This window comes from Streptomyces sp. NPDC002809 (assembly GCF_040295435.1).
In the GTDB taxonomy this organism is placed as follows: Bacteria; Actinomycetota; Actinomycetes; order Streptomycetales; family Streptomycetaceae; genus Streptomyces.
Genome location: NZ_JBEOVJ010000035.1, coordinates 45691 through 68047, shown reverse-complemented (window position 1 = coordinate 68047; position 22357 = coordinate 45691). Strand labels below are relative to the sequence as shown.

Annotated in this window: 18 protein-coding genes; 17 read left to right on the top strand and 1 reads right to left on the bottom strand. The window is 70.8% G+C overall.

The genetic code is table 11. The features are described from left to right. The first annotated feature begins 42 nt into the window (after nucleotides 1–42). The 11 genes from ABT025_RS21515 (at nucleotide 43) to ABT025_RS21465 (ending at nucleotide 14465) form a co-directional block, all read left to right on the top strand. A complete protein-coding gene (locus tag ABT025_RS21515) occupies nucleotides 43–2172 on the top strand; it encodes a bifunctional polysaccharide deacetylase/glycosyltransferase family 2 protein (RefSeq protein WP_350996712.1) in 2130 nt (709 codons plus the stop codon). 173 nt (nucleotides 2173–2345) lie between these two features. Continuing rightward, on the top strand, nucleotides 2346–3581 hold the full coding sequence (locus ABT025_RS21510; RefSeq protein WP_350996710.1) for an acyltransferase family protein: 1236 nt from the start codon (nucleotides 2346–2348) through the stop codon (nucleotides 3579–3581). 143 nt (nucleotides 3582–3724) lie between these two features. Continuing rightward, nucleotides 3725–5056: a nitrate/nitrite transporter gene (locus ABT025_RS21505; protein WP_350996686.1), complete on the top strand. Its 1332-nt coding sequence runs from the start codon at nucleotides 3725–3727 to the stop codon at nucleotides 5054–5056. 326 nt (nucleotides 5057–5382) lie between these two features. Further along, nucleotides 5383–6525, top strand: a complete 1143-nt coding sequence (locus ABT025_RS21500) for a uroporphyrinogen-III synthase (protein ID WP_350996684.1) — start codon at nucleotides 5383–5385, stop codon at nucleotides 6523–6525. Nucleotides 6526–6575: 50 nt separating this feature from the next. Beyond that, a complete protein-coding gene (locus tag ABT025_RS21495; protein ID WP_350996681.1) occupies nucleotides 6576–7160 on the top strand; it encodes a GNAT family N-acetyltransferase in 585 nt (194 codons plus the stop codon). A 190-nt stretch (nucleotides 7161–7350) separates the two neighbouring features. Then, a complete protein-coding gene (locus ABT025_RS21490) occupies nucleotides 7351–7953 on the top strand; it encodes a CGNR zinc finger domain-containing protein (RefSeq protein ID WP_350996678.1) in 603 nt (200 codons plus the stop codon). 88 nt (nucleotides 7954–8041) lie between these two features. Beyond that, nucleotides 8042–8629, top strand: coding sequence for a sigma-70 family RNA polymerase sigma factor (locus ABT025_RS21485; RefSeq protein WP_350996676.1), 588 nt, complete (start codon nucleotides 8042–8044; stop codon nucleotides 8627–8629). Then, complete coding sequence (locus ABT025_RS21480) at nucleotides 8626–9465, top strand: anti-sigma factor family protein (RefSeq protein WP_350996674.1); 840 nt, start codon at nucleotides 8626–8628, stop codon at nucleotides 9463–9465. Before ABT025_RS21485 ends, ABT025_RS21480 begins: the two co-directional genes overlap by 4 nt. 129 nt (nucleotides 9466–9594) lie before the next feature. Next, nucleotides 9595–11973, top strand: coding sequence for a HelD family protein (locus ABT025_RS21475; RefSeq protein ID WP_350996671.1), 2379 nt, complete (start codon nucleotides 9595–9597; stop codon nucleotides 11971–11973). A 413-nt stretch (nucleotides 11974–12386) separates the two neighbouring features. Beyond that, on the top strand, nucleotides 12387–13820 hold the full coding sequence (locus ABT025_RS21470; protein WP_350996668.1) for an NAD-dependent malic enzyme: 1434 nt from the start codon (nucleotides 12387–12389) through the stop codon (nucleotides 13818–13820). Nucleotides 13821–14183: 363 nt separating this feature from the next. Next, nucleotides 14184–14465 (top strand): HU family DNA-binding protein, encoded by a 282-nt coding sequence (locus ABT025_RS21465; RefSeq protein WP_003968811.1) that lies wholly within the window; start codon nucleotides 14184–14186, stop codon nucleotides 14463–14465. 129 nt (nucleotides 14466–14594) lie between these two features. Here ABT025_RS21465 and murA read toward each other — a convergent pair whose 3' ends face one another. Continuing rightward, a complete protein-coding gene (murA, locus tag ABT025_RS21460; protein ID WP_350996665.1) occupies nucleotides 14595–15935 on the bottom strand; it encodes a UDP-N-acetylglucosamine 1-carboxyvinyltransferase in 1341 nt (446 codons plus the stop codon). A gap of 275 nt (nucleotides 15936–16210) precedes the next feature. Between murA and ABT025_RS21455 the strand changes: the two genes are divergently transcribed. The 6 genes from ABT025_RS21455 (at nucleotide 16211) to ABT025_RS21430 (ending at nucleotide 22094) form a co-directional block, all read left to right on the top strand. Further along, the gene (locus tag ABT025_RS21455; protein WP_350996662.1) at nucleotides 16211–16771 is read left to right on the top strand and encodes a YqgE/AlgH family protein; all 561 of its coding nucleotides are present in this window, start codon (nucleotides 16211–16213) and stop codon (nucleotides 16769–16771) included. A gap of 29 nt (nucleotides 16772–16800) precedes the next feature. Continuing rightward, complete coding sequence (locus ABT025_RS21450; RefSeq protein ID WP_148018922.1) at nucleotides 16801–17094, top strand: DUF3039 domain-containing protein; 294 nt, start codon at nucleotides 16801–16803, stop codon at nucleotides 17092–17094. 228 nt (nucleotides 17095–17322) lie between these two features. Continuing rightward, nucleotides 17323–18630, top strand: a complete 1308-nt coding sequence (locus tag ABT025_RS21445; RefSeq protein ID WP_350996658.1) for an extracellular solute-binding protein — start codon at nucleotides 17323–17325, stop codon at nucleotides 18628–18630. A gap of 2 nt (nucleotides 18631–18632) precedes the next feature. Continuing rightward, nucleotides 18633–19610, top strand: coding sequence for a carbohydrate ABC transporter permease (locus ABT025_RS21440; RefSeq protein WP_350996656.1), 978 nt, complete (start codon nucleotides 18633–18635; stop codon nucleotides 19608–19610). Next, nucleotides 19607–20455 (top strand): carbohydrate ABC transporter permease, encoded by an 849-nt coding sequence (locus ABT025_RS21435; RefSeq protein WP_350996653.1) that lies wholly within the window; start codon nucleotides 19607–19609, stop codon nucleotides 20453–20455. Before ABT025_RS21440 ends, ABT025_RS21435 begins: the two co-directional genes overlap by 4 nt. 4 nt (nucleotides 20456–20459) lie before the next feature. Further along, entirely contained in the window at nucleotides 20460–22094 is a 1635-nt protein-coding gene (locus ABT025_RS21430) for a beta-N-acetylhexosaminidase (RefSeq protein ID WP_350996650.1), read from the top strand. Nucleotides 22095–22357 lie beyond the last annotated feature (263 nt).

The following is a 22357-nucleotide window of genomic DNA, read 5'->3' as shown; positions in this document are numbered from 1 at the left end:
GGGCACCGCCGCAGGAAGCAGGCCAGGCGGCGCAGACTTCCCATGCGCTACATGCTGCCGTTCCTGTTCCTCGTCGCCCTGCTCGCCATGTTGATGCTGCGCGGTTACGTGCACAGCGAGATCCTCGCCGACCACCGGATCCAGCCACCGGCGGCCACCGACCGGGTGCCCGAGCAGGTGCTGGACGGAGGCCCGGTCATCGACGCGCGCAGCGCCACCGAGCCCGCCAAGACGCTGCGGATTCCCGACCACCGGATCGTGCTGACCTTCGACGACGGTCCCGACCCGGTGTGGACCCCCCGGGTGCTGGACGAGCTGAAGAAGCACCACGCGCACGGCGTCTTCTTCGTCACCGGCACCATGGCCTCGCGCTACCCCGATCTGGTCGAGCGCATGGTCCGGGAGGGGCACGAGGTCGGGCTGCACACCTTCAACCACCCCGACCTCTCCTACCAGTCCACCAGCCGCATCGACTGGGAGCTGTCCCAGAACCAGCTGGTGCTGGCGGGCGCGGCCGGCATCCGTACGTCCCTGTTCCGGCCGCCGTACTCCTCGTTCGCCGACGCCATGGACGACAAGTCCTGGCCGGTCACCCAGTACATCGGCAGCCGCGGCTACCTCACCGTCGTCAACGACACGGACAGCGAGGACTGGAAGCGGCCCGGCGTCGGGGCGATCATCGACCGTGCCACACCCGAGCACGGCGAGGGCGCCGTCATCCTCATGCACGACTCCGGCGGCGACCGGTCCCAGACCGTCACCGCCCTGGGGAGGTTCCTGCCGAAGATGCAGGGGCGCGGCTACGAGTTCACCAACCTCACCGACGCCCTCGGCGCCCCCAGCGCCCACACCCCGGTCACCGGGTACGCGCTCTGGAAGGGCAAGGCGTTCGTCTCCGCCGTGGAGGTCTCGGAGCACATCACCGATGTGCTGGTGGTGGGTCTCGCCGTCATCGGGGTGCTGGTCCTGGCCCGTTTCGGCCTGATGCTGCTGCTGTCCTTCGCGCACGCCCGCCGGGTCCGCAAACGGGACTTCGGCTGGGGTGAGCCGCTCACCCGCCCGGTGTCCGTCCTGGTGCCCGCGTACAACGAGAGCAAGTGCATCGCCAACACGGTCCGTTCGCTGGTGGCCAGCGACTACCCGCTCGAGGTCATCGTCATCGACGACGGTTCCACGGACGGCACCGCGGACCTGGTCGACCGGATGCGGCTGCGCCACGTCCGGGTGGTGCGCCAGCGCAACGCCGGGAAGCCCGCCGCCCTGAACAACGGGATCGCGCACGCCCGTCACGACATCATCGTGATGATGGACGGCGACACGGTCTTCGAGCCGTCCACCGTCCGTGAGCTCGTGCAGCCCTTCGCCGACCCGCGGGTCGGGGCCGTCGCGGGCAACGCCAAGGTCGGCAACCGCGACACACTGATCGGTGCCTGGCAGCACATCGAGTACGTGATGGGCTTCAACCTCGACCGCCGGATGTACGACATGCTGCGCTGCATGCCCACCATCCCCGGCGCGGTCGGGGCGTTCCGCCGCGAAGCTCTGAAGCGGATCGGCGGCATGAGCGAGGACACCCTCGCCGAGGACACCGACGTCACGATGGCCCTGCACAGGGACGGCTGGCGCGTCGTGTACGCGGAGAACGCCCGCGCCTGGACCGAGGCGCCGGAGTCCGTGCAGCAGCTCTGGTCGCAGCGCTACCGGTGGTCGTACGGCACGATGCAGGCCATCTGGAAGCACCGCCGCGCGGTGATCGAGCGCGGCCCGTCCGGCCGCTTCGGACGCGTCGGGCTGCCGTTCGTCGCCCTGTTCATGGTCGTCGCCCCGCTGCTCGCCCCGCTCATCGACGTCTTCCTGCTGTACGGGCTCGTCTTCGGCCCCACCGAGCAGACGGTCGTCGCCTGGCTCGGTGTCCTCGCGGTGCAGGCCGTCTGCGCCGCGTACGCCTTCCGGCTCGACCGGGAGCGCATGACCCATCTGCTTTCGCTGCCCCTCCAGCAGATCCTCTACCGGCAGCTCATGTACGTGGTGCTGCTCCAGTCCTGGATCACCGCTCTCACCGGCGGCCGGCTCCGCTGGCAGAAGCTGCGCCGCACGGGGGTCGTGGAAGCACCGCGTTCCATGCCGAGCCAGGGGACCGGACGCAGTACCGACCGGAGGCCCGTCGCGTGACACACCCCACCAGCCCCACCCCGCCCGAGTCGGCCCCGCGCGAGAACCAGGGACCGTACGAGCAGTACGAGCCGTACGACACGTACAAGCCGTACGGTGCGTACGACCCCTACGGCCCGCGGACCCAGCCGTTGCCGCAGCCGTTGCCTCAGCAGGTGCCGCTGGACCGGGACATGCCGACGCGGACCCCGGACGTACCGGCCTCCGCCACACCGGGGGCAGAATCCGTGCCCGGGCCGAAGAAGCCAGGCCGGGACCGCTACTTCGATCTGCTCCGGGCCCTCGCGCTGTTCCGCGTCGTCCTGTACCACCTCACCGGCTGGGCCTGGCTGCCGATCGTCTTCCCGTCGATGGGCGTCATGTTCGCCCTGGCCGGCAACCTCATGGCCCGCTCGCTGAAACGGCCCGCCGCCCAGGTGATCCGCAGCCGCGTCCGCCGTCTGCTGCCGCCGCTCTGGCTGCTCGGCGCGATCGGGGTCACCGGCATGGTGCTCCAGGGCTGGGCGCCGGACGCCGAAGGGCACCCCGGCTGGTGGTGGACCCATCTGCTGTTCTGGATCCTCCCGCTCAGCGATCCGCCGTTCGCCGAGGAACTGCCGGGCATCCACGGTTTCCTGGGCGAGACCTGGGGAAGCGACCTCGCCGGGCCCCTCTGGTACATCCGTGCCTACCTCTGGTACGTCCTGATGTCGCCGCTGATCCTGCGGGGTCTGCGCAAGATGCCCTGGCCCACCCTGCTCGCCTCCCTGGTGCTGGCCTTCGTCATGTCCAGGGAGATGATCTCCACCCCGGAGCGCATCGACTCGGCGATCACCGACTTCAGTACGTTCGGCGCCTGCTGGGTGATCGGGATGGCCCACCAGGAGGGGATCCTGAAAAGGCTGCCGTCCTACATCGTGCCGTCCGTCGCCCCCGTCGTCGCCGCGCTGGGGCTGTGGTGGGCCTCGCACGAGGGCTTCCGGGCCGGTTTCGACCTGGACTCCATTCCGCTGGCGCAGGCCCTGTGGTCGGTCGGCTGTGTCCTGCTCCTGCTGCACTACAGCCCGTCCTGGACCCAATGGCCCAAGCGGCTGCAGGGCTGGGACACCACGATCACGCTGCTCAACTCACGCGCGGTCACGATCTACCTCTGGCACAACGTCTGCATCCTCGTCGCCGCGACGATGTACGACCGGCTGTGGGCCGTCGACTTCCTCGGCGAGCACGTGCCCTGGCTCCTGGAGAGCTGGGTACCGGTCCTGATCTTCGCCTGGGCGCTGATCGCGGTGTGCATCCTGGCGTTCGGCTGGACCGAGGACGTGGCGGCGAAGCGCCGGCCGCAGCTGTGGCCCAACGGCGCCGCGAAAAGGATCAGGCGGCCGGAGGCGGCACAGGACCGGCCCGGGCGGCAGCCGGCCCGCAGCCGCTGAACGGCGCCGCTGACCACCGTCTCACCGGGCCGCCCCCGGCCCGGTGAGAGCAAGGTTGCGCACCGGTCACCTCGCGGCACCACACCGAAACGCGCGCTCTCTAGCGTCGGGGACAACACCCCGACCACCCGTGGAGGCGCGTGATGGCTGGCCGTTGGATCGAGCATTGGGAGCCGGAGGACGAGACGTTCTGGCGGGAGAAGGGCGAGCGGATCGCCCGCCGGAACCTCTGGTTCTCCGTTCTCTCCGAGCACATCGGGTTCTCGATCTGGACCCTGTGGTCGGTGATGGTCCTGTTCATGGGTCCGGAGTACGGGGTGGACCCGGCCGGGAAGTTCTTCCTGATCTCCACCGCGACACTGGTCGGTGCGCTGGTGCGGGTGCCGTACACGTTCGCCGTCGCCAGGTTCGGCGGCCGGAACTGGACGGTGTTCAGCGCGTTCACCCTGCTGGTGCCGACGGTCACCGCCTTCGTGGTGATGGAGCCGGGGACCTCGTACACCACCTTCGTGGCCGTGGCCGCGCTGACCGGCATCGGCGGCGGCAACTTCGCCTCCTCGATGACGAACATCAACGCGTTCTTCCCGCTGCGCAAGAAGGGCTGGGCGCTCGGTCTGAACGCGGGCGGCGGCAACATCGGCGTGCCCGTCGTGCAGCTCGTCGGGCTGCTCGTGATCGGGACCGCGGGCGCCATGCACCCGCGGATCGTGCTCGGCGTGTACATCCCGCTGATCGTCGTCGCCGGGCTGTGCGCCGCGCGCTTCATGGACAACCTGGCGCCCGTGCAGAACGACACCGGGGCCGCGAAGGACGCCGTGCGCGACCCGCACACCTGGATCATGGCGGTGCTCTACATCGGCACCTTCGGCTCCTTCATCGGCTACAGCTTCGCCTTCGGGCTCGTCCTGCAGACCCAGTTCGGCCGGACGCCGCTGCAGGCCGCCTCGCTCACCTTCGTCGGCCCGCTGCTCGGCTCGCTGATCAGGCCGGCCGGGGGATGGCTCGCAGACCGGTACGGCGGCGCCCGGATCACCCTGGCGAACTACGCCGCCATGGCCGTCGCGACCGGTGTCGTCGTGTACGCCTCCGGCATCGAATCGCTCACCGTGTTCCTCGTGGGCTTCACGGCCCTGTTCGTCCTCACGGGGCTCGGCAACGGATCGACGTTCAAGATGATCCCGGGCATCTTCCACGCCAAGGCGATCGCCCAGGGGCTGCGCGGCGAGGCGGCGGCGGCCCAGGGGCGGCGGCTGTCCGGGGCGGCGATGGGACTCATCGGCGCGGTCGGGGCGCTCGGCGGGCTCGCCATCAACCTCGCCTTCCGGCAGTCCTTCCAGACCTCGGGCACCGGAACGGCGGCCTTCTGGTCCTTCCTCGCCTTCTACGGGGTGTGTTTCGCGCTCACCTGGGCGGTATACCTTCGCCGCACCGAGGCCGTCCCGGCGAAGCCCAGGCTCAGCTACGCCGAAGTGTGATGATGGCCCGGGGCCTTCGCTCCGGACCCGGGGCCCTTCGTCCGGACCCGGGGCCTTTCGCCCGGATCAGGCCGGGCTCGCGGGGTCCGGCACGCACATCTGCCGCGTTGTCGGCGGTCGTCCGTGCTCCGCGGCGACTCCGTCCTCCGCGTGCACCGGACCCCGCGGCCCGATCAGGCCTGCTCCGGGCGAAAGGCAGGGGCCCTGCCGATGTCGGGTGACGTAACGGGCGGGAAATACGGGTGAACCGAGCCTGTCATGGTTCGTTGGCAGGCTCGGCCCTCCGCATCATTGAGCAGCAGCGGGACGAGAGCCGGGTAGACCATATGCACGACGACGAACAGCACGGGCCCCTCGCGGGTTTCACGGTCGGTGTCACCGCCGCGCGCCGGGCGGACGAGCTCGGCACGCTGCTGCGGCGGCGGGGCGCCACCGTGGTGCACGCGCCCGCTCTGCGGATCGTGCCGCTCGCCGACGACAGCGAACTGCTCACCGCCACCAAGGAACTCATCGACGTCGTCCCCGATGTGGTCCTCGCGACCACGGCGATCGGCTTCCGCGGCTGGATCGAGGCCGCCGACGGCTGGGGCATCGGGGAACAGCTGCTGGACACCCTGCGCGGGGTCGAACTGCTGGCCCGCGGCCCCAAGGTCAAGGGAGCGGTACGCGCCGCCGGGCTGACCGAGACCTGGTCACCGGCGTCCGAATCCATGGCGGAGGTGCTGGAGCGGCTCCTGGAGGAGGGCGTCGAGGGCCGCCGCATCGCCCTCCAGCTGCACGGCGAACCCCTCCCCGGATTCGTGGAGTCGCTGCGCGCGGCCGGCGGCGAGGTCATCGGCGTCCCCGTCTACCGCTGGATGCCGCCCGAGGACATCGCCCCGCTCGACCGGCTGATCGACATCACCGTCGCCCGCGGTCTGGACGCGCTCACCTTCACCAGCGCACCGGCAGCGGTCTCCCTGCTGCGCCGGGCCGAGGAGCGCGGGCTGCTGACCGACCTGATGAGCGCCCTGCAGGGCGACGTCCTGTCGGCCTGCGTCGGACCGGTCACCGCGCTCCCGTTGCAGGACCGCGGCATCGACACCGCCCAGCCGGAGCGCTTCCGGCTGGGCCCGCTCGTCCAGCTGATCTGCCGCGAACTGCCGTCCCGGGCCCGGACCCTGCCGATCGCCGGGCACCGCGTCGAGATCCGCGGCCACGCCGTCCTCGTCGACGACGAACTGCGCGCGGTGCCGCCCGCCGGCATGGCTCTGCTGCACACTCTGGCCCGCCGGCCGGGCTGGGTGGTGGCCCGCGCCGATCTGCTGCGCGCCCTGCCCGGCAGCGGTACGGACGAGCACGCGGTGGAGACGGCGATGGCCCGGCTGCGCACGGCGCTCGGGGTGCCGCGGCTGATCCAGACGGTGGTCAAACGCGGCTACCGCCTGGCCCTGGACCCGGCATCGGACGCCAAGTACGCCGACTCCTGAGCTGCGAAATCCATGGGCGCACCGCGGCGACCCGTGGTTACGGTGGACGGATGAGTAGTGACACCCATCAGGTCGGGCCCGGGGTGCGACTGCGTCCCGCGGCCCTTGCCGACGCAGGCTCCCTCGCCGAATCGCTGACCCGCAGCCGTACGTACATGCGGCCCTGGGAGCCCGTGCGGCCCGACACCTTCTACACCGAGGAGGGGCAGCGCGAACGGTTGGCGGGGGTGCTGGCGGACCGCGACGCGGGGCGCGTGATGCCCTGGGTGCTCTGCGACGCGCAGGACCGGGCGATCGGCGCGTTCAACCTGAACGGCGTGGTGCTCGGGCCGTTTCGCAGTGCCGCCCTCGGCTACTGGGTCGACGTGGACTTCGCGGGGCGCGGGCTGGCCACCGCCGCGGTGCGGCTGATCTGCGAACTGGCGCGGGACGAGCTGCGGTTGCACCGGATCGAGGCCGGTACGGTGCTGGAGAACGCGGCGTCGCAGCGGGTGCTCGCCAAGTGCGGTTTCGAGGAGTTCGGCCTGGCCCCGCGCTATCTCCACATCGACGGTGAGTGGCGCGACCACCGGCTCTTCCAGCGCATCCTGCACGACGGCCCGGTGACCGGGGAACCGGCGGGGTCCGGAGCCTGAGGAGGCTTCCGGCCCGGCACCAGGAACCGGCACCAGGAACCCGCCCGGAGACGGCCGTCGCACAGCCGGTCGCCCATCAGCCCCTCGTGTGGCGGCAGTTGTCGCGGTCCGCGCAGCAGGGGTTCCGGCCGGGGGCGGTGCGGGGCACTCTGGTGGGGACGGCGACCGGACCCGAGGCGGTGGCATGCACATGGCGGCGCGCAGGGGCTCGTACGGCCGGCGGTTCGACTCCGGGCGGCTCTGTCTGGACCTGGTCGCGACGGCGGCCGGGAGCCCGGGCACCGCCGACCCGCTGGACCGGTCCGAGGGGCTCACCGACTGGCTGGTGGCCGCCGGGGCCGTACCGCGCGGAACCCGGCTCAACGGCGTGGACGACCACTGGCTCGTACGGTTCCGGCAGCTGAGAAGCGCCGTGGACCGGCTGCTGACGGCGCAGCTCGGCGGGCGGGCGGCGGACGGCGCCCTGGAGTGCGTCAACGCGCTCGCGGCCGCCGCCCCGCCCGGCCTGTGCGCCGTGCGCGCCGGGAACGGCGCCCTGGTGCGCGGTCTGAGCACCGAGCCCGGCTGCGGGGCACTGTTGGCCGCCGTGGCGCGGGACGCGGTGGACCTCCTCACCGACCCCGTCGCCCTGGCCGGGCTGCGCCGCTGCGAGGGGGACCGCTGCCGCCGCGTCTACCTGGACACCTCACGCGGCCGGCGCCGGCGCTGGTGCTCCAGCGAGGTGTGCGGCAACCGCGAACGGGTCGCCCGGCACCGCAGGCGCCACACGGACCGCGAAGCCACGGGGCCGTAAAGAATCTTGGGCGCGCGTTGAATGGACCGCCCCGCATCCCCGTATCGATGGCCAAGGAGCCCGACAGGGTCTCGACCGGGAGGTTCGTGTGCGCAAGGATGCGGCCGTGGCCGATGACCGTCCGCACAGGGCCCGGCATCGCAGTGGGCCGCCCCCGTCAACCTCCGCCGTCCCCGACGAGGAGCTGATGCGGGCGCTCTACCGCGAACACGCCGGACCTCTGCTCGCGTACGTGCTCCGCCTCGTCGCCGGAGACCGACAGCGCGCCGAGGACGTGGTGCAGGAAACGCTCATCCGTGCCTGGAAGAACGCCGGTTCGCTCAACAGGGCCACCGGTTCCGTCCGGCCCTGGCTGGTGACGGTCGCCCGGCGCATCGTCATCGATGGCCACCGCAGCCGGCAGGCCCGGCCGCACGAGGTCGACCCGTCGCCACTGGAGGTCATTCCCGCGGAGGACGAGATCGACAAGGCGCTGTGGCTGATGACGCTCTCGGACGCGCTCGACGATTTGACCCCGGCCCACCGGGAAGCATTGGTCGAGACCTACTTCAAGGGCCGTACGGTCAACGAGGCGGCCGAGGTGCTCGGTATCCCCAGCGGCACGGTGCGGTCCCGGGTCTTCTACGCACTGCGCTCGATGAAGCTCGCACTCGAAGAGAGGGGGATCACGGCATGAGCGACCAGGAATGGGAGCCCTTCGGGCCCCGGCCGGCCGGTCCCTCCGACCCCTTTGCCGCAGCCCCCGCCCCTGTGGACGACTCGGGGCACGACGCGGCGGGCGCGTACGTCCTGGGCATCCTGGACCCGGCCGAGGCCGCCGCCTTCGAGGCGCACCTGGCCCGCTGTGTCCGCTGCGCCGCCCACCTCGACGAGTTCGCCGGGATGGAGCCGATGCTCGCGATGCTCGCCGAGTCCCCGGCCTCCGTACCGGGCGCCCGCCCGGTCCCGCACGTTCCGACGCCGCCCGCGCCCCGGGTGCTCGGCACCCTGGTCGGCGAGGTGGCGGCCGGGCGCGCGCGGCGCACCCGGCGCGGGAGATATCTGGTGGCGGCGGCAGCGGCGCTGGTCATCGGCGGCCCGGTGGTCGCGGTGATGGCCACCGGCGGCGGCACGAGCAGCATGGAGGCGGCCGACCCGCACCCCACCGGCCCCGCCGAGGACGCCTTCTTCCACCACATGAAGGAGAAGGCGCGGGCGACCGACCCGGTCACCGCGGTCGACGCCACCGTCGGCATGGAGCCGAAGGCCTGGGGCACGCACACCGTGCTGGAGCTGAAGAACGTGAAGGGCCCGCAGAAGTGCAGGCTGATCGCCGTCTCGAAGACCGGCGAGGAGGAGGTCGTCACCTCCTGGTCCGTACCGAAGTGGGGATACGGCATCGCGGACTCCACCCACCCCACCGCCAGGTACCCGCTCTACGTCCACGGCGGGGCCGCCATGGCCCGGGCGGACATCGACCACTTCGAGGTCCGTACGTTCGACGGCGAACGGCTGGTGAGCGTCGGCGTCTGAGGGGCCCGCATGTCCCCCGACACGCAATCGATATCCCGGAGCGCAAGATCGATGCCTGCGGCAGGTGCGCGACGGCCCCCCTTCGCATAGGGTTGACGGCTGCCCAATGCACGTCAGAAAGGGGCCTCGGTGGCCGCGCAGGATGCCGCTGTCGATTCGTTGCGGGACCGGGAAATCGGTGTCGAGCAGGAACATCTCGACCGTGTTTACCACCGCCTCGAGGAGAAGATCCACGAGGCGGAATTTCTCATGAATGACGCCGTCAAGCGCGGCCAGGTGGGTACACCGGGTGCGCTCGCCGAACGTGACGCCCAGGTGTTCCGCGCCGGAATCCACCTCAACCGGCTGAACAGCGAGTTCGAGGACTTCCTCTTCGGAAGGATCGACCTGCTGCTCGGCAAGGACGGTGAGCGCGGCCCGGACGGCGCGTTCACCTCCGTCGAACCCGCCGACGACGTCGTACGGGAGGACGGCACCGCCGATATCGCCGAGACGCTGCACATCGGCCGGATCGGGGTCCTCGACTCCGACTACGCGCCGCTGGTCATCGACTGGCGGGCCCCGGCGGCCGCGCCGTTCTACCGCTCGACGCCGAAGGAGCCGGGCCGGGTGGTACGCCGCCGGGTCATCCGCTCCAAGGGCCGCCGGGTCCTCGGGGTCGAGGACGACCTGATGAGGCCCGAGCTGACCGCGTTCCTGGGGGGCGAGAAGCTCCCCGTCATCGGGGACGGCGCGCTGATGGCGGCGCTCGGTCAGGCCCGCAGCCACACCATGCGGGACATCGTCTCCTCCATCCAGGCCGAGCAGGACATGGTGATCCGGGCGCCCGCCGCCTCGGTCACGGAGGTCTCGGGCGGTCCCGGCACCGGCAAGACCGCGGTCGCCCTGCACCGCGCCGCGTACCTGCTCTACCAGGACCGGCGGCGGTACGCGGGCGGCATCCTCGTCGTCTCGCCGACGCCGCTGCTGGTCGCGTACACCGAAGGCGTGCTGCCCTCGCTCGGTGAGGAGGGCCAGGTCGCGATCCGTGCGGTCGGCTCCCTGTCCGACGAGGCGGCCGGCACCGAGGGCGCCACCACCTACGACGAACCGGCCGTCGCGCGGATCAAGGGCTCCTCACGGATGCTCCACGTGCTGCGCAAGGCGGCCCGCGGGGCGCTGGAACAGCCCGTGCCGCGTCCGGCGGCCCAGGAGGGCCAGCTGGCGTTCGGAGAGGCCGACGAGGCCCCTCAGGAGGCCGGCACGCCCACCCGGCTCAGGGTGGTGGCCTTCGGCGCCCGCGTCGAGCTGCACGAGGACGAGCTCCGGCGCATCCGCAACAACGTGCTCAGCGGCACCGCACCGGTCAACCTGCTGCGCCCGCGCGCCCGCAAACTGCTGCTCGACGCGCTGTGGAACAGGTCGTCGGGCCGGGGCCGCTACACCGATCAGGAGCTCGCGGCCGAACTGCGCTCGTCGTTCGACGAGGACGTCTCGACCGAGACGCCGTTCATCGAATTCCTGAACGCCTGGTGGCCCGAGCTCACCCCGCGCGGGGTGCTCGCGGCGATGGCCGACGAGAAGCGGCTGGCCCGCTGGGCACGCCGGACCCTCAACCAGGGCGAGGTGCGCCGGTTCGCGCGCTCCCTGAAGCGGCTGGACGCGGAGGGCCGCGGGCCTCTCTCGGTCCACGACGTGGCCATCCTCGACGAGCTCCAGACCCTGCTCGGCACCCCGAACCGGCCCAAGCGCAAGCGCGAGTTCGATCCGCTGGACCAGCTCACGGGGCTGGAGGAGCTGATGCCGCAGCGCGAGGAGACCCAGTGGGAGCGGGCCGAGCGGCTCGCGGCGGAGCGCACGGAGTACGCGCACGTCATCGTCGACGAGGCGCAGGACCTCACGCCCATGCAGTGGCGGATGGTCGGCCGACGCGGCCGGCACGCGACCTGGACGATCGTCGGGGACCCGGCGCAGTCCTCCTGGTCCGATCCGGACGAGGCGTCGGCGGCCCGTGACGAGGCGCTGGGCAGCCGCCCGCGCCGGAACTTCACGCTGACCGTCAACTACCGGAACCCGGCGGAGATCGCCGAGCTCGCCGCCAAGGTCCTGGCGCTCGCGATGCCGGGCATGGAGTCACCGGCCGCGGTCCGCTCCACGGGCGTGAAGCCGCGCTTCGAGACCGTGCGGGACGGCGATCTGGCCGCCACCGTGCGCGAGGAGGCGCGGCGGCTGCTCGGCGAGGTGGACGGCACGGTCGGTGTCGTCGTCGCGATGAACCGGCGGGCGCAGGCCCGTGGGTGGCTCGCGGAGCTCGGCGAGCGCGTGGTGGCGCTGGGCAGCCTGGAGGCTAAGGGCCTGGAGTACGACGCGACGGTGGTCGTCTCGCCCGCGGAGATCGCGGACGAGTCCCCGGCGGGGCTGCGGGTGCTGTACGTGGCGCTGACACGGGCGACCCAGCAGCTGACGGTCGTCTCGGGGGAGCGGGACCTGCCCGACGAGGACGGGGTGCCGGACCTGCTCAGGGACTGACGGGCCCCGGACGGCGGGGCGCGGAGCCTTTTCGCGGTCAACCTGCGCTCGGGGAATCACTTCTCCGGGGTGTTTGTTAGCCTGGAGTCGGCACCGGCTCGATCCAAGCCCCCGGGCCCAACCTTCGTCGCTTCGAGCGACCACTTGCCGCGAGGCGAGCATGGCGGGTCGGTGCCGTTCAACTGAAGAAGACAGACCCGCGTCACCCTCCGGTGACGCGGGTCTGTTTCTGTTTACGGGTCCGGCGGGGTTCCGCCGGACCCGCCAAATCTCGTATGGTGGAAAACTCTTTCCGAAGAGCGGCAGTCATTACCGGCTACTCGCCGGTAGGTGCGAATATCGGAAGGCGTGTCCGGCGGCTACAGATCCGGCCACGCATAGCAATGAAGCTAAGGAAAGCGAAGGACTCGGCCATGGCAACGGCGCCCAGCGTCTCGTACTCGATGACGGTCAGGCTGGAGGTGCCCGCGAGCGGCACAGCGGTCTCCCAGCTCACCACGGCCGTGGAGTCCTCCGGCGGCTCGGTCACCGGCCTCGACGTGACCGCTTCCGGCCACGACAAGCTGCGGATCGACGTCACGATCGCAGCCTCCTCCACGTCGCACGCCGACGAGATCGTCGAAGGCCTGCGCGACATCGAGGGCGTCATCCTCGGCAAGGTGTCCGACCGTACGTTCCTCATGCACCTCGGCGGCAAGATCGAGATGCAGTCGAAGCACCCCATCCGCAACCGTGACGACCTCTCGATGATCTACACCCCGGGTGTGGCCCGGGTCTGCATGGCGATCGCCGAGAACCCCGAGGACGCGCGGCGCCTCACGATCAAGCGCAACTCCGTCGCAGTCGTGACGGACGGCTCCGCGGTGCTCGGTCTCGGCAACATCGGCCCGATGGCCGCCCTCCCCGTGATGGAGGGCAAGGCGGCCCTCTTCAAGCGCTTCGCGGGCATCGACGCCTGGCCGATCTGCCTGGACACCCAGGACACCGACGCGATCGTCGAGATCGTCAAGGCGATCGCCCCCGGCTTCGCGGGCATCAACCTGGAGGACATCTCCGCGCCGCGCTGCTTCGAGATCGAGGCCCGGCTGCGCGAGGCCCTCGACATCCCCGTCTTCCACGACGACCAGCACGGCACCGCCATCGTCGTCCTGGCCGCCCTGACCAACGCCCTGCGCGTGGTGGGCAAGGGAATCGGGGACGTACGGGTCGTCATGTCCGGCGCCGGAGCGGCCGGTACGGCCATTCTGAAGCTGCTCATCGCCGCAGGCGTCAAGCACGCGGTCGTCGCCGACATCCACGGTGTGGTGCACGCCGGCCGCGAGGACCTGGTCTCCGCCGACGCCGACTCGCCGCTTCGCTGGATCGCCGACAACACCAACCCCGAGTCCGTCACCGGCACCCTCAAGCAGGCCGTCGTGGGCGCCGACGTCTTCATCGGCGTCTCGGCCCCGAACGTGCTGGACGGCGCCGATGTCGCGGCCATGGCCGACGGTGCGATCGTGTTCGCGCTTGCGAACCCGGACCCCGAGGTCGACCCGGCAATCGCACGTCGGACGGCGGCGGTTGTGGCCACCGGCCGCTCGGACTTCCCCAACCAGATCAACAACGTCCTGGTCTTCCCCGGCGTCTTCCGCGGGCTGCTGGACGCCCAGTCCCGCACCGTCAACACGGAGATGATGCTCGCCGCCGCGCGCGCCCTCGCCGACGTCGTCGCCGAGGACGAGGTGAACGCGAACTACATCATCCCGTCGGTCTTCAACGACAAGGTCGCCGGAGCCGTCGCGGGAGCCGTCCGGGAGGCCGCGAAGGCGGCCGGTACAGCTGTGACGGGCCCCACGTCCGTCTGATATCCGGCGCGTCGCGGGTCGCGGCGCCCCAAACGCCCCTTTAGGGTGGGCGGGCGACGCGTCCCGCAGAGCCCCGCATCCGCTGCGGACCGCTTTCGGGGAGTCGACGGAACGTCACCACGACGAGGCAGTGGTGCTTTTCGTGTGACTCCGGAGGGTGCCGGATTGGCTTTCCCGCCGCAGGTGGGGGCAGGATGCTTCCTCAGGACTACGTCCAGGGGAGACCCCACAGGGCGCGAGGTTAAGAGGGTCCGGTTGCGGATCCTCTTAGGACAGACCCGGGTCCGGGAACTGTCCGAGGGCCCTGGCAGCATCGGCTTCGATCTCACGCCTCACAGGCAAGAAGAACACGGGAGTAACAACATGAACCGCAGTGAGCTGGTGGCCGCCCTGGCCGACCGCGCCGAGGTGACTCGCAAGGACGCCGACGCCGTGCTGGCCGCGCTCGCCGAGACCGTCGGTGAGATCGTCGCCAAGGGCGACGAGAAGGTCACCATCCCCGGTTTCCTGACCTTCGAGCGCACCCACCGTGCCGCTCGCACCGCTCGTAACCCGCAGACCGGCGACCCGATCAACATCCCGGCCGGCTACAGCGTGAAGGTCTCCGCGGGCTCGAAGCTCAAGGAAGCCGCCAAGGGCAAGTAACACCCCTGGGTACGACGAAGGGCGGTCACCCCGACCAGGGGTGGCCGCCCTTCGGCGTACGGGCCGCAGAACGCCGTTCCGGGCCTCCGGAGGCGCAGTCCCGGGGGCCCGGGCCCCCGGGACGCGTCCTCAGACCAGCGAACCGCCCGGCAGCTCCACCTTCGCGCCGAGCTTCTCCAGCTTGTCCATGAAGTTCTCGTAGCCGCGGTTGATCAGGTCGATCCCGTGCACCCGGGATGTCCCCTGGGCCGCCAGGGCGGCGATCAGGTACGAGAAACCGCCGCGCAGGTCCGGGATGACCAGATCGGCGCCCTGCAGCTTCGTCGGCCCGGAGACGACCGCGGAGTGCAGGAAGTTGCGCTGGCCGAAGCGGCAGTCGCTGCCGCCCAGGCACTCGCGGTAGAGCTGGATGTGTGCGCCCATCTGGTTGAGCGCCGAGGTGAAGCCGAGCCGCGACTCGTACACCGTCTCGTGCACGATCGACAGGCCTGCGGCCTGCGTCAGCGCCACGACCAGCGGCTGCTGCCAGTCGGTCTGGAAGCCGGGGTGCACGTCCGTCTCCAGCGCGATGGCGTTGAGAGCGCCGCCCGGGTGCCAGAAGCGGATGCCCTCGTCGTCGATCTCGAAGGCACCGCCGACCCGGCGGAAGGTGTTCAGGAACGTCATCATCGAGCGCTGCTGCGCGCCGTGGACGTAGATGTTGCCCTCGGTCGCCAGCGCCGCGGACGCCCAGGAGGCGGCCTCCAGGCGGTCCGGGATCGCCCGGTGCGTGTAACCGTCGAGGCGGTCGACACCGGTGATCCGGATGGTCCGGTCGGTGTCCATGGAGATGATCGCGCCCATCTTCTGCAGTACGCAGATGAGGTCCTCGATCTCCGGCTCCACGGCCGCGTTGGACAGTTCGGTGACACCCTCGGCGAGCACCGCGGTCAGCAGCACCTGCTCGGTGGAGCCGACCGAGGGGTACGGCAGCCGGATCTTGGTGCCGCGCAGCCGCTGCGGGGCCTCCAGGTACTGGCCGTCCGCCCGCTTCTCGATCGTCGCGCCGAACTGGCGCAGCACGTCGAAGTGGAAGTCGATGGGCCGGCCGCCGATGTCGCAGCCGCCGAGCCCCGGGATGAACGCGTGGCCCAGCCGGTGCAGCAGCGGGCCGCAGAAGAGGATCGGGATGCGCGACGAGCCCGCGTGGGCATCGATGTCGGCGACGTTCGCACTCTCGACATGAGTGGGGTCGAGGATCAGCTCGCCCGGTTCGTCACCGGGACGGACCGTCACACCGTGCAGCTGCAGCAGCCCGCGCACCACCCGCACATCGCGGATGTCGGGCACGTTGCGCAGCCGGCTGGGCCCGCTGCCGAGCAGCGCGGCGACCATTGCCTTCGGCACCAGGTTCTTGGCGCCTCGGACGCGGATCTCGCCCTCCAGCGGGGTTCCGCCGTGGACAAGCAGGACATCGTCTGTGCCGGTCATGAATCTCGCGTTCCGGAGTGGTCGGGCAGGGGGCCAACCGAAAGGGTAATGGCCCGGCACCCCCCTTCCATAAGAGAGCGGGGGGTGTACGAACGTCATGAATCCGCCACAACACGCTGTGCTCCCCCGATCTTGCGGAGGGTTACCGTCCGGATCGGCCGTCGGGCCGTGCGCTCCTTGTGCACCCGTGCGCCCTGAGCTGCGCTCGGGCACCCTGGGCGACGAGGGAGTCACTTGGCCCCCGCGAACGCCGAAGATGCGGGATCATTTCTGCCATGACGGAGGTGTCCTCGCTCACAGGGCGACTGCTCGTGGCCGCACCCGCCCTCGCCGACCCGAATTTCGACCGCGCGGTGGTGCTGCTCCTCGACCACGACGAGGAGGGCTCGCTCGGCGTGGTCCTGAACCGCCCGACCCCGGTCGGCGTCGGTGACATCCTCGCGTCCTGGGCCGAGCTGACCGGCGAGCCGGAAGTCGTCTTCCAGGGCGGCCCCGTCTCGCTGGACTCGGCGCTCGGTGTGGCGGTGATCCCCGGCGACGAGGGCCCCCTGGGCTGGCGCCGGGTGTACGGGGCGATCGGCCTGGTGGACCTGGAGACGCCCCCGGAGCTGCTGGCCGCGGCCCTCGGCTCGCTGCGGATCTTCGCCGGTTACGCGGGCTGGGGCCCGGGCCAGCTGGAGGCGGAGCTGTCCGAGGGTGCCTGGTATGTCGTCGAGTCGGAACCGGGTGACGTCTCCTCGCCGCGTCCGGAAAGCCTCTGGCGGGCGGTCCTGCGCCGTCAGCGCAGCGAACTGGCCATGATCGCCACGTATCCGGACGACCCTTCGCTGAACTGATGCCCGGTCTTTCAGTACGCTTGGCGGTTATGAGCACTCTTGAGCCCGAGCGCGGGTCAGGCACCGGAACCCTCGTGGAGCCGACACCACAGGTGTCGAACGGCGACGGCGACCACGAGCGCTACGCCCATTACGTCCAGAAGGACAAGATCATGGCGAGTGCCCTGGAGGGCACCCCCGTGGTCGCACTGTGCGGCAAGGTCTGGGTACCGGGGCGCGACCCCAAGAAGTACCCGGTCTGCCCCATGTGCAAGGAGATCTACGAGTCCATGGGCGCCGGCGGCGACAAGGACAAGGGCAAGGGCGGCAAGGACAAGAAGTAGTCCCAGCGGCACCACGAACAGCCCGGGAGAGCCCCCGGGGCACGCAGGCGCGTGCCCCGGGGGCTCTTCCGTGTGCGGGGCCGCGGGCGTTGCACGGGCTGCGTCCGTGGGTCACAGAGTGGTCGAGACCACTTGTCGGCGCCCTGGTCCGGACCTACCCTCCTGCAAGTTGTGCAGAACGAAACGCGCGTTGCATATGTTGCAACGCCTACCGGTAGGGGTTCCCGGATGAAGTTTTCTGCCCGAATCGCCGCCCCGGCCGCGGCGCTTGTGCTGGCCGGCCTGACCACCACCGCCTGCGGTGCGCCGCAGACCTCCGGCACCGGCGCCGAGGGGGACGAGAAGACCGGCACGCTGCGCGTCTGGCTGTTCCAGGAGGTCGGCAACAAGCCCAAGGAGAAGGTCGTCGACGCCGCCGTCGCCGGCTTCGGGAAGGCCCACAGGGGCGCGAAGGTCGAGATCGAGTACATCCCGGTCGAGACCCGCGCCCAGCGCGTCAAGGCCGCGTTCAACGACCCGAAGAGCGCCCCCGACCTCATCGAGTACGGCAACACGGACACCGCCGGCTACGTCAGGGACGGCGGACTGGCCGATGTGAGCGCCGAGTTCGCCGCCTGGGACGAGGCCAAGGACACCGACCCCGCCGCCAGGCAGTCCGTGACGGTCGGCGGCAAGGTCTACGGGGCGCCGCTCTTCGTCGGCGTACGGGCGCTGTACTACCGCACCGACGTCTTCGCGGAGCTGGGGGTCGAGGCCCCCAAGTCCCAGGCCGAACTGATCTCCACCGCGAGGAAGATCCACCGGGAGAAGCCGGATCTGTACGGTCTCGCGGTCGGCGGCGCGTACACCTACGGTGCGATGCCGTTCATCTGGGCCAACGGCGGCGAACTGGCCGACGGGAGCGGCTCCTCGTACAGGGCCTCCATCAACAGCGACGAGGCGCGCAAGGGCATCGAGGCCTACACCTCGCTCTTCGGCGACACCAACTGCCCGGCCGCCAGGTGCGCCGCCATGGGCGGCAACGCGACCGTCACCGCCTTCGCCGCAGGCAAGGCCGCCATGGCCATCGGCGGCGACTTCAGCCACACGGCCGTCGAGGCGGGCACGGTGAAGGGGAAGTACGCCGTGGTGCCGCTGCCGGGAGTGGCCGAGGGCTCCGTCGCCCCGGCGTTCGCGGGCGGCAACAACATCGGCGTACTGAAGAGCAGCACGCACCGCACCCTGGCCGTCGAGCTGATGAAGGCGCTCACCGGCAAGGGGACCCAGGCGAGGATGTTCGACGCGATGGGCTTCCTGCCGACGTACACGGACGTGCGGGCCGATGCCGCGAAGCGGGAACCGTTCGTCGAACCGTTCGTCAGGACGCTGGGCGCGGGCGCCAGGTTCGTCCCCGCCTCGCCGGCCTGGGGGCAGATCGACTCCTCGCTGATCCTGCCGACGATGTTCCAGGAGATCGTCAGCGGCCGTAAGGACGTGGCGAAGGCCTCGGACGACGCGGCGAGGAAGATGGACGCGGCGTTCGCCGACGCGGGCTGACGATGACGGCGAACAGCACGGCGTACGAAGCGCCCCCCGTACCCGGAGCGGACGTTCCCCCTCCCCGCCCGCTCCGGCGCCGCGGCCGCCCGGCCTCACCCGCCGGGCGGCCGGGCTGGACTCCCTGGCTCTATCTGCTGCCCGCACTCGTGGCGATCGGCGGGCTGCTGGTCTACCCGGTCTACCAGCTGGGCCTGATCTCCTTCCTGGAGTACACCCAGGCCCAGGTCAGCGGAGGCGAACCGGCCACCTTCCAGGGCTTCGGCAACTACGCGACGCTCTTCCGCGACAGCCAGCTCTGGCAGGTGCTCCTGGCCACCGTGGTCTTCGCCGCGGCCTGCGTCCTGGCCACCCTGCTGACCGGCTGCGCGCTGGCCGTCCTGCTGACCCGGGTGCGGGCCGTGCCCAGGCTCGCGCTGATGATGGCCGCGCTCGGTGCCTGGGCCACCCCGGCGATCACCGGCTCGACCGTCTGGGTCTTCCTCTTCGACGCCGACTTCGGGCCGGTGAACCGGCTGCTGGGGCTCGGCGACCACTCCTGGACGTACGGGCGCTACAGCGCCTTCGCGCTGGTGCTCCTCGAAGTCCTGTGGTGCTCGTTCCCGTTCGTGATGGTGACCGTGTACGCGGGCATCCGGGCGATCCCCGCCGAGGTGCTGGAGGCGGCCGCGCTGGACGGGGCCTCGCAGTGGCGGATCTGGCGGTCGGTCATGGCGCCGATGCTGCGGCCGATCCTGGTCGTCGTCACCGTCCAGTCGGTCATCTGGGACTTCAAGGTCTTCACCCAGATCTACGTCATGACCAACGGCGGAGGCATCGCCGGCCAGAACCTGGTGCTCAACGTGTACGCGTACCAGAAGGCGTTCGCGTCCTCGCAGTACAGCCTCGGCTCGGCGATCGGTGTCGTGATGCTGGTGATCCTCCTGGCCGTCACGCTCGTGTATCTGCGCCTGATGCGGCGCCAGGGGGAGGAACTGTGAGTCTGCCGTCCCTGTTGCGCGTCCGCCGGCCCGGCCGGCTCGCCGCCGAGGCCGCGGCCCTGCTGATCGCCGCCGCCGTCGCCTTCCCGCTGTACTGGATGGTGCTCTCCGCCCTCAAGCCTGCGGGCGAGATCCAGTCCGCGCACCCGCGGCCCTGGACGCTGTCGCCGTCCCTGGACTCCTTCCGCCGGGTCTTCCAGCAACAGGACTTCGGGCGCTACTTCCTGAACAGCCTGCTCGTCGCCGGCACGGTCGTCGTGGCCTCCGCGCTGATCGCCTTCCTGGCGGCCACGGCGGTGACCCGGTTCAGGTTCCGCTTCCGGACCACCCTGCTGATCATGTTCCTGGTCGCGCAGATGGTGCCGGTCGAGGCACTGACGATCCCGCTGTTCTTCCTCATGCGGGACTTCGGCCAGCTGAACACGCTCGGCTCGCTGATCCTGCCGCACCTGGCCTTCTCGCTGCCGTTCGCGATCTGGATGCTGCGCGGCTTCGTCAAGGCCGTCCCCGAGGCCCTGGAGGAGGCCGCGTACATCGACGGGGCGAGCCGTACCCGGTTCCTGTGGCAGATCCTCTTCCCGCTGGTCCTCCCGGGGCTGGTGGCGACCAGCGTCTTCTCGTTCATCTCGACCTGGAACGACTTCCTGTTCGCGAAGTCCTTCCTCATCAGCGACACCTCCCAGTCGACGCTCCCGATGGCGCTGCTGGTCTTCTTCAAACCGGACGAAAACGACTGGGGAGGGATCATGGCAGCCTCGACGGTGATGACCGTGCCCGTGCTGGTCTTCTTCGTACTCGTACAGCGACGCCTGGTCTCGGGACTGGGCGGAGCGGTTAAGGACTGACGTCATGGACATGGAACTGATCCCGGCGCCCGTGAGCGTCGGTGACCAAGGGCGGTGCGGATTCCTCCTGGATCCGTCCACCACCATCGCGGCGGCACCCGGCACCGAGGGCACCGAACGGTGGCTGCGCGCCACGCTCGGCGCCGCCTTCGGTCTGCCGCTCGCACCGGGCGGCGAGGACGCCGCGCGCGCGATCCGGCTGCGCGTCGACCCGGCGTTGGCGTCCGAGGGCTACCGGCTGACCACCCAGCCCGACGAGAGCGTCGTGATCACGGGCGGCAGCCCCGCCGGAGTCTTCTGGGGAGCCCAGACGCTGCGTCAGCTGCTGGGTCCTGAGGCCTTCCGCCGGGCGCCCGTCGACGGCCGCACCGAGACCGCCCTCGCGTTCACGGACATCGAGGACCGCCCCCGCTTCGGCTGGCGCGGCCTGATGCTCGACGTGGCACGGCACTTCCTGCCGAAGGACGACGTCCTGCGCTACCTCGACCTCCTCGCCGCCCACAAGCTGAACGTCTTCCACTTCCACCTCACCGACGACCAGGGCTGGCGCGTCGAGATCAAGCGTTACCCGCGCCTGACCGAGGTGGGCGCGTGGCGTTCGCGCACGAAGTACGGCCACCGGGCGTCCGAGCTCTGGGACGAGACGCCGCACGGCGGCTACTACACGCAGGACGACATCCGCGAGATCGTGGCGTACGCCGCCGAGCGCCACATCCGGGTCGTCCCCGAGATCGACATCCCGGGCCACTCGCAGGCCGCCATCAGCGCCTATCCGGAGCTGGGCAACACCGACGTCACCGACACCACCGCGCTGACCGTCTGGGACAACTGGGGCGTCAACCCGAACGTGCTCGCCCCCTCCGACCACACCCTGCGCTTCTTCGAGGGCGTCTTCGAGGAGCTGCTGGAGCTCTTCCCCGCGGACACCTCGCCGTTCGTCCACGTCGGCGGCGACGAGTGCCCCAAGGACCAGTGGAAGCAGTCGCCGGCCGCGCAGGCGCGCATCAAGGAACTCGGCCTCGCCGACGAGGACGGGCTGCAGTCCTGGTTCATCCGCCACTTCGACACCTGGCTCACCGCGCGGGGCCGCCGGCTCATCGGCTGGGACGAGATCCTGGAGGGCGGGCTGGCCGAGGGCGCGGCCGTCTCCTCGTGGCGCGGGTACGCCGGCGGCATCGCGGCCGCCGAGGCCGGGCACGACGTCGTGATGTGCCCGGAGCAGCAGGTGTACCTGGACCACCGTCAGCACGGCGGCCCCGACGAGCCGATGCCCATCGGATACGTCCGCACCCTGGAGGACGTCTACCGCTTCGAGCCCGTGCCGCCGGGGCTCTCCCCGGAGGCGGCCCGTCATGTCCTCGGTGCCCAGGCCAACGTCTGGACCGAGGTCATGCAGAACCGGTCCCGCGTCGACTACCAGGTCTTTCCCCGCCTCGCGGCCTTCGCCGAGGTCGCCTGGTCGGCCCTGCCCGCCCCCGCGGACCGGGACTTCGCGGACTTCGAGCGCCGGATGTCCACGCACTACGCGCGACTTGACGCGCTCGGTGTCGACTACCGGCCGCCGGGCGGCCCGTTGCCGTGGCAGCGGCGCCCCGGTGTCCTCGGGCGCCCGATCGAGGGAACACCCCCGAACGTGTGAGTCCGGACGCCGTCCGGTTGCCGCCACCACCGCCCCCGGGGCCGTGGTGGCGGCGTCGTTCGGGAGGGGAACCCACCCGGGGAAGCCTCCGCCCACCGGAACGGATATGTCGTACAAGCACGTGTAAGCACGGCAATTCGCACTCCGTGCCGAAGAGGTGCGAAACGGGATCATTCCCCTGGTCGGGGACGGATACTCCCTTCGTGGACCCTCGCGTCGGGCCGGTCCGAAGATGTGCCAGAGTTGCCACGTCCGGGCCTTGA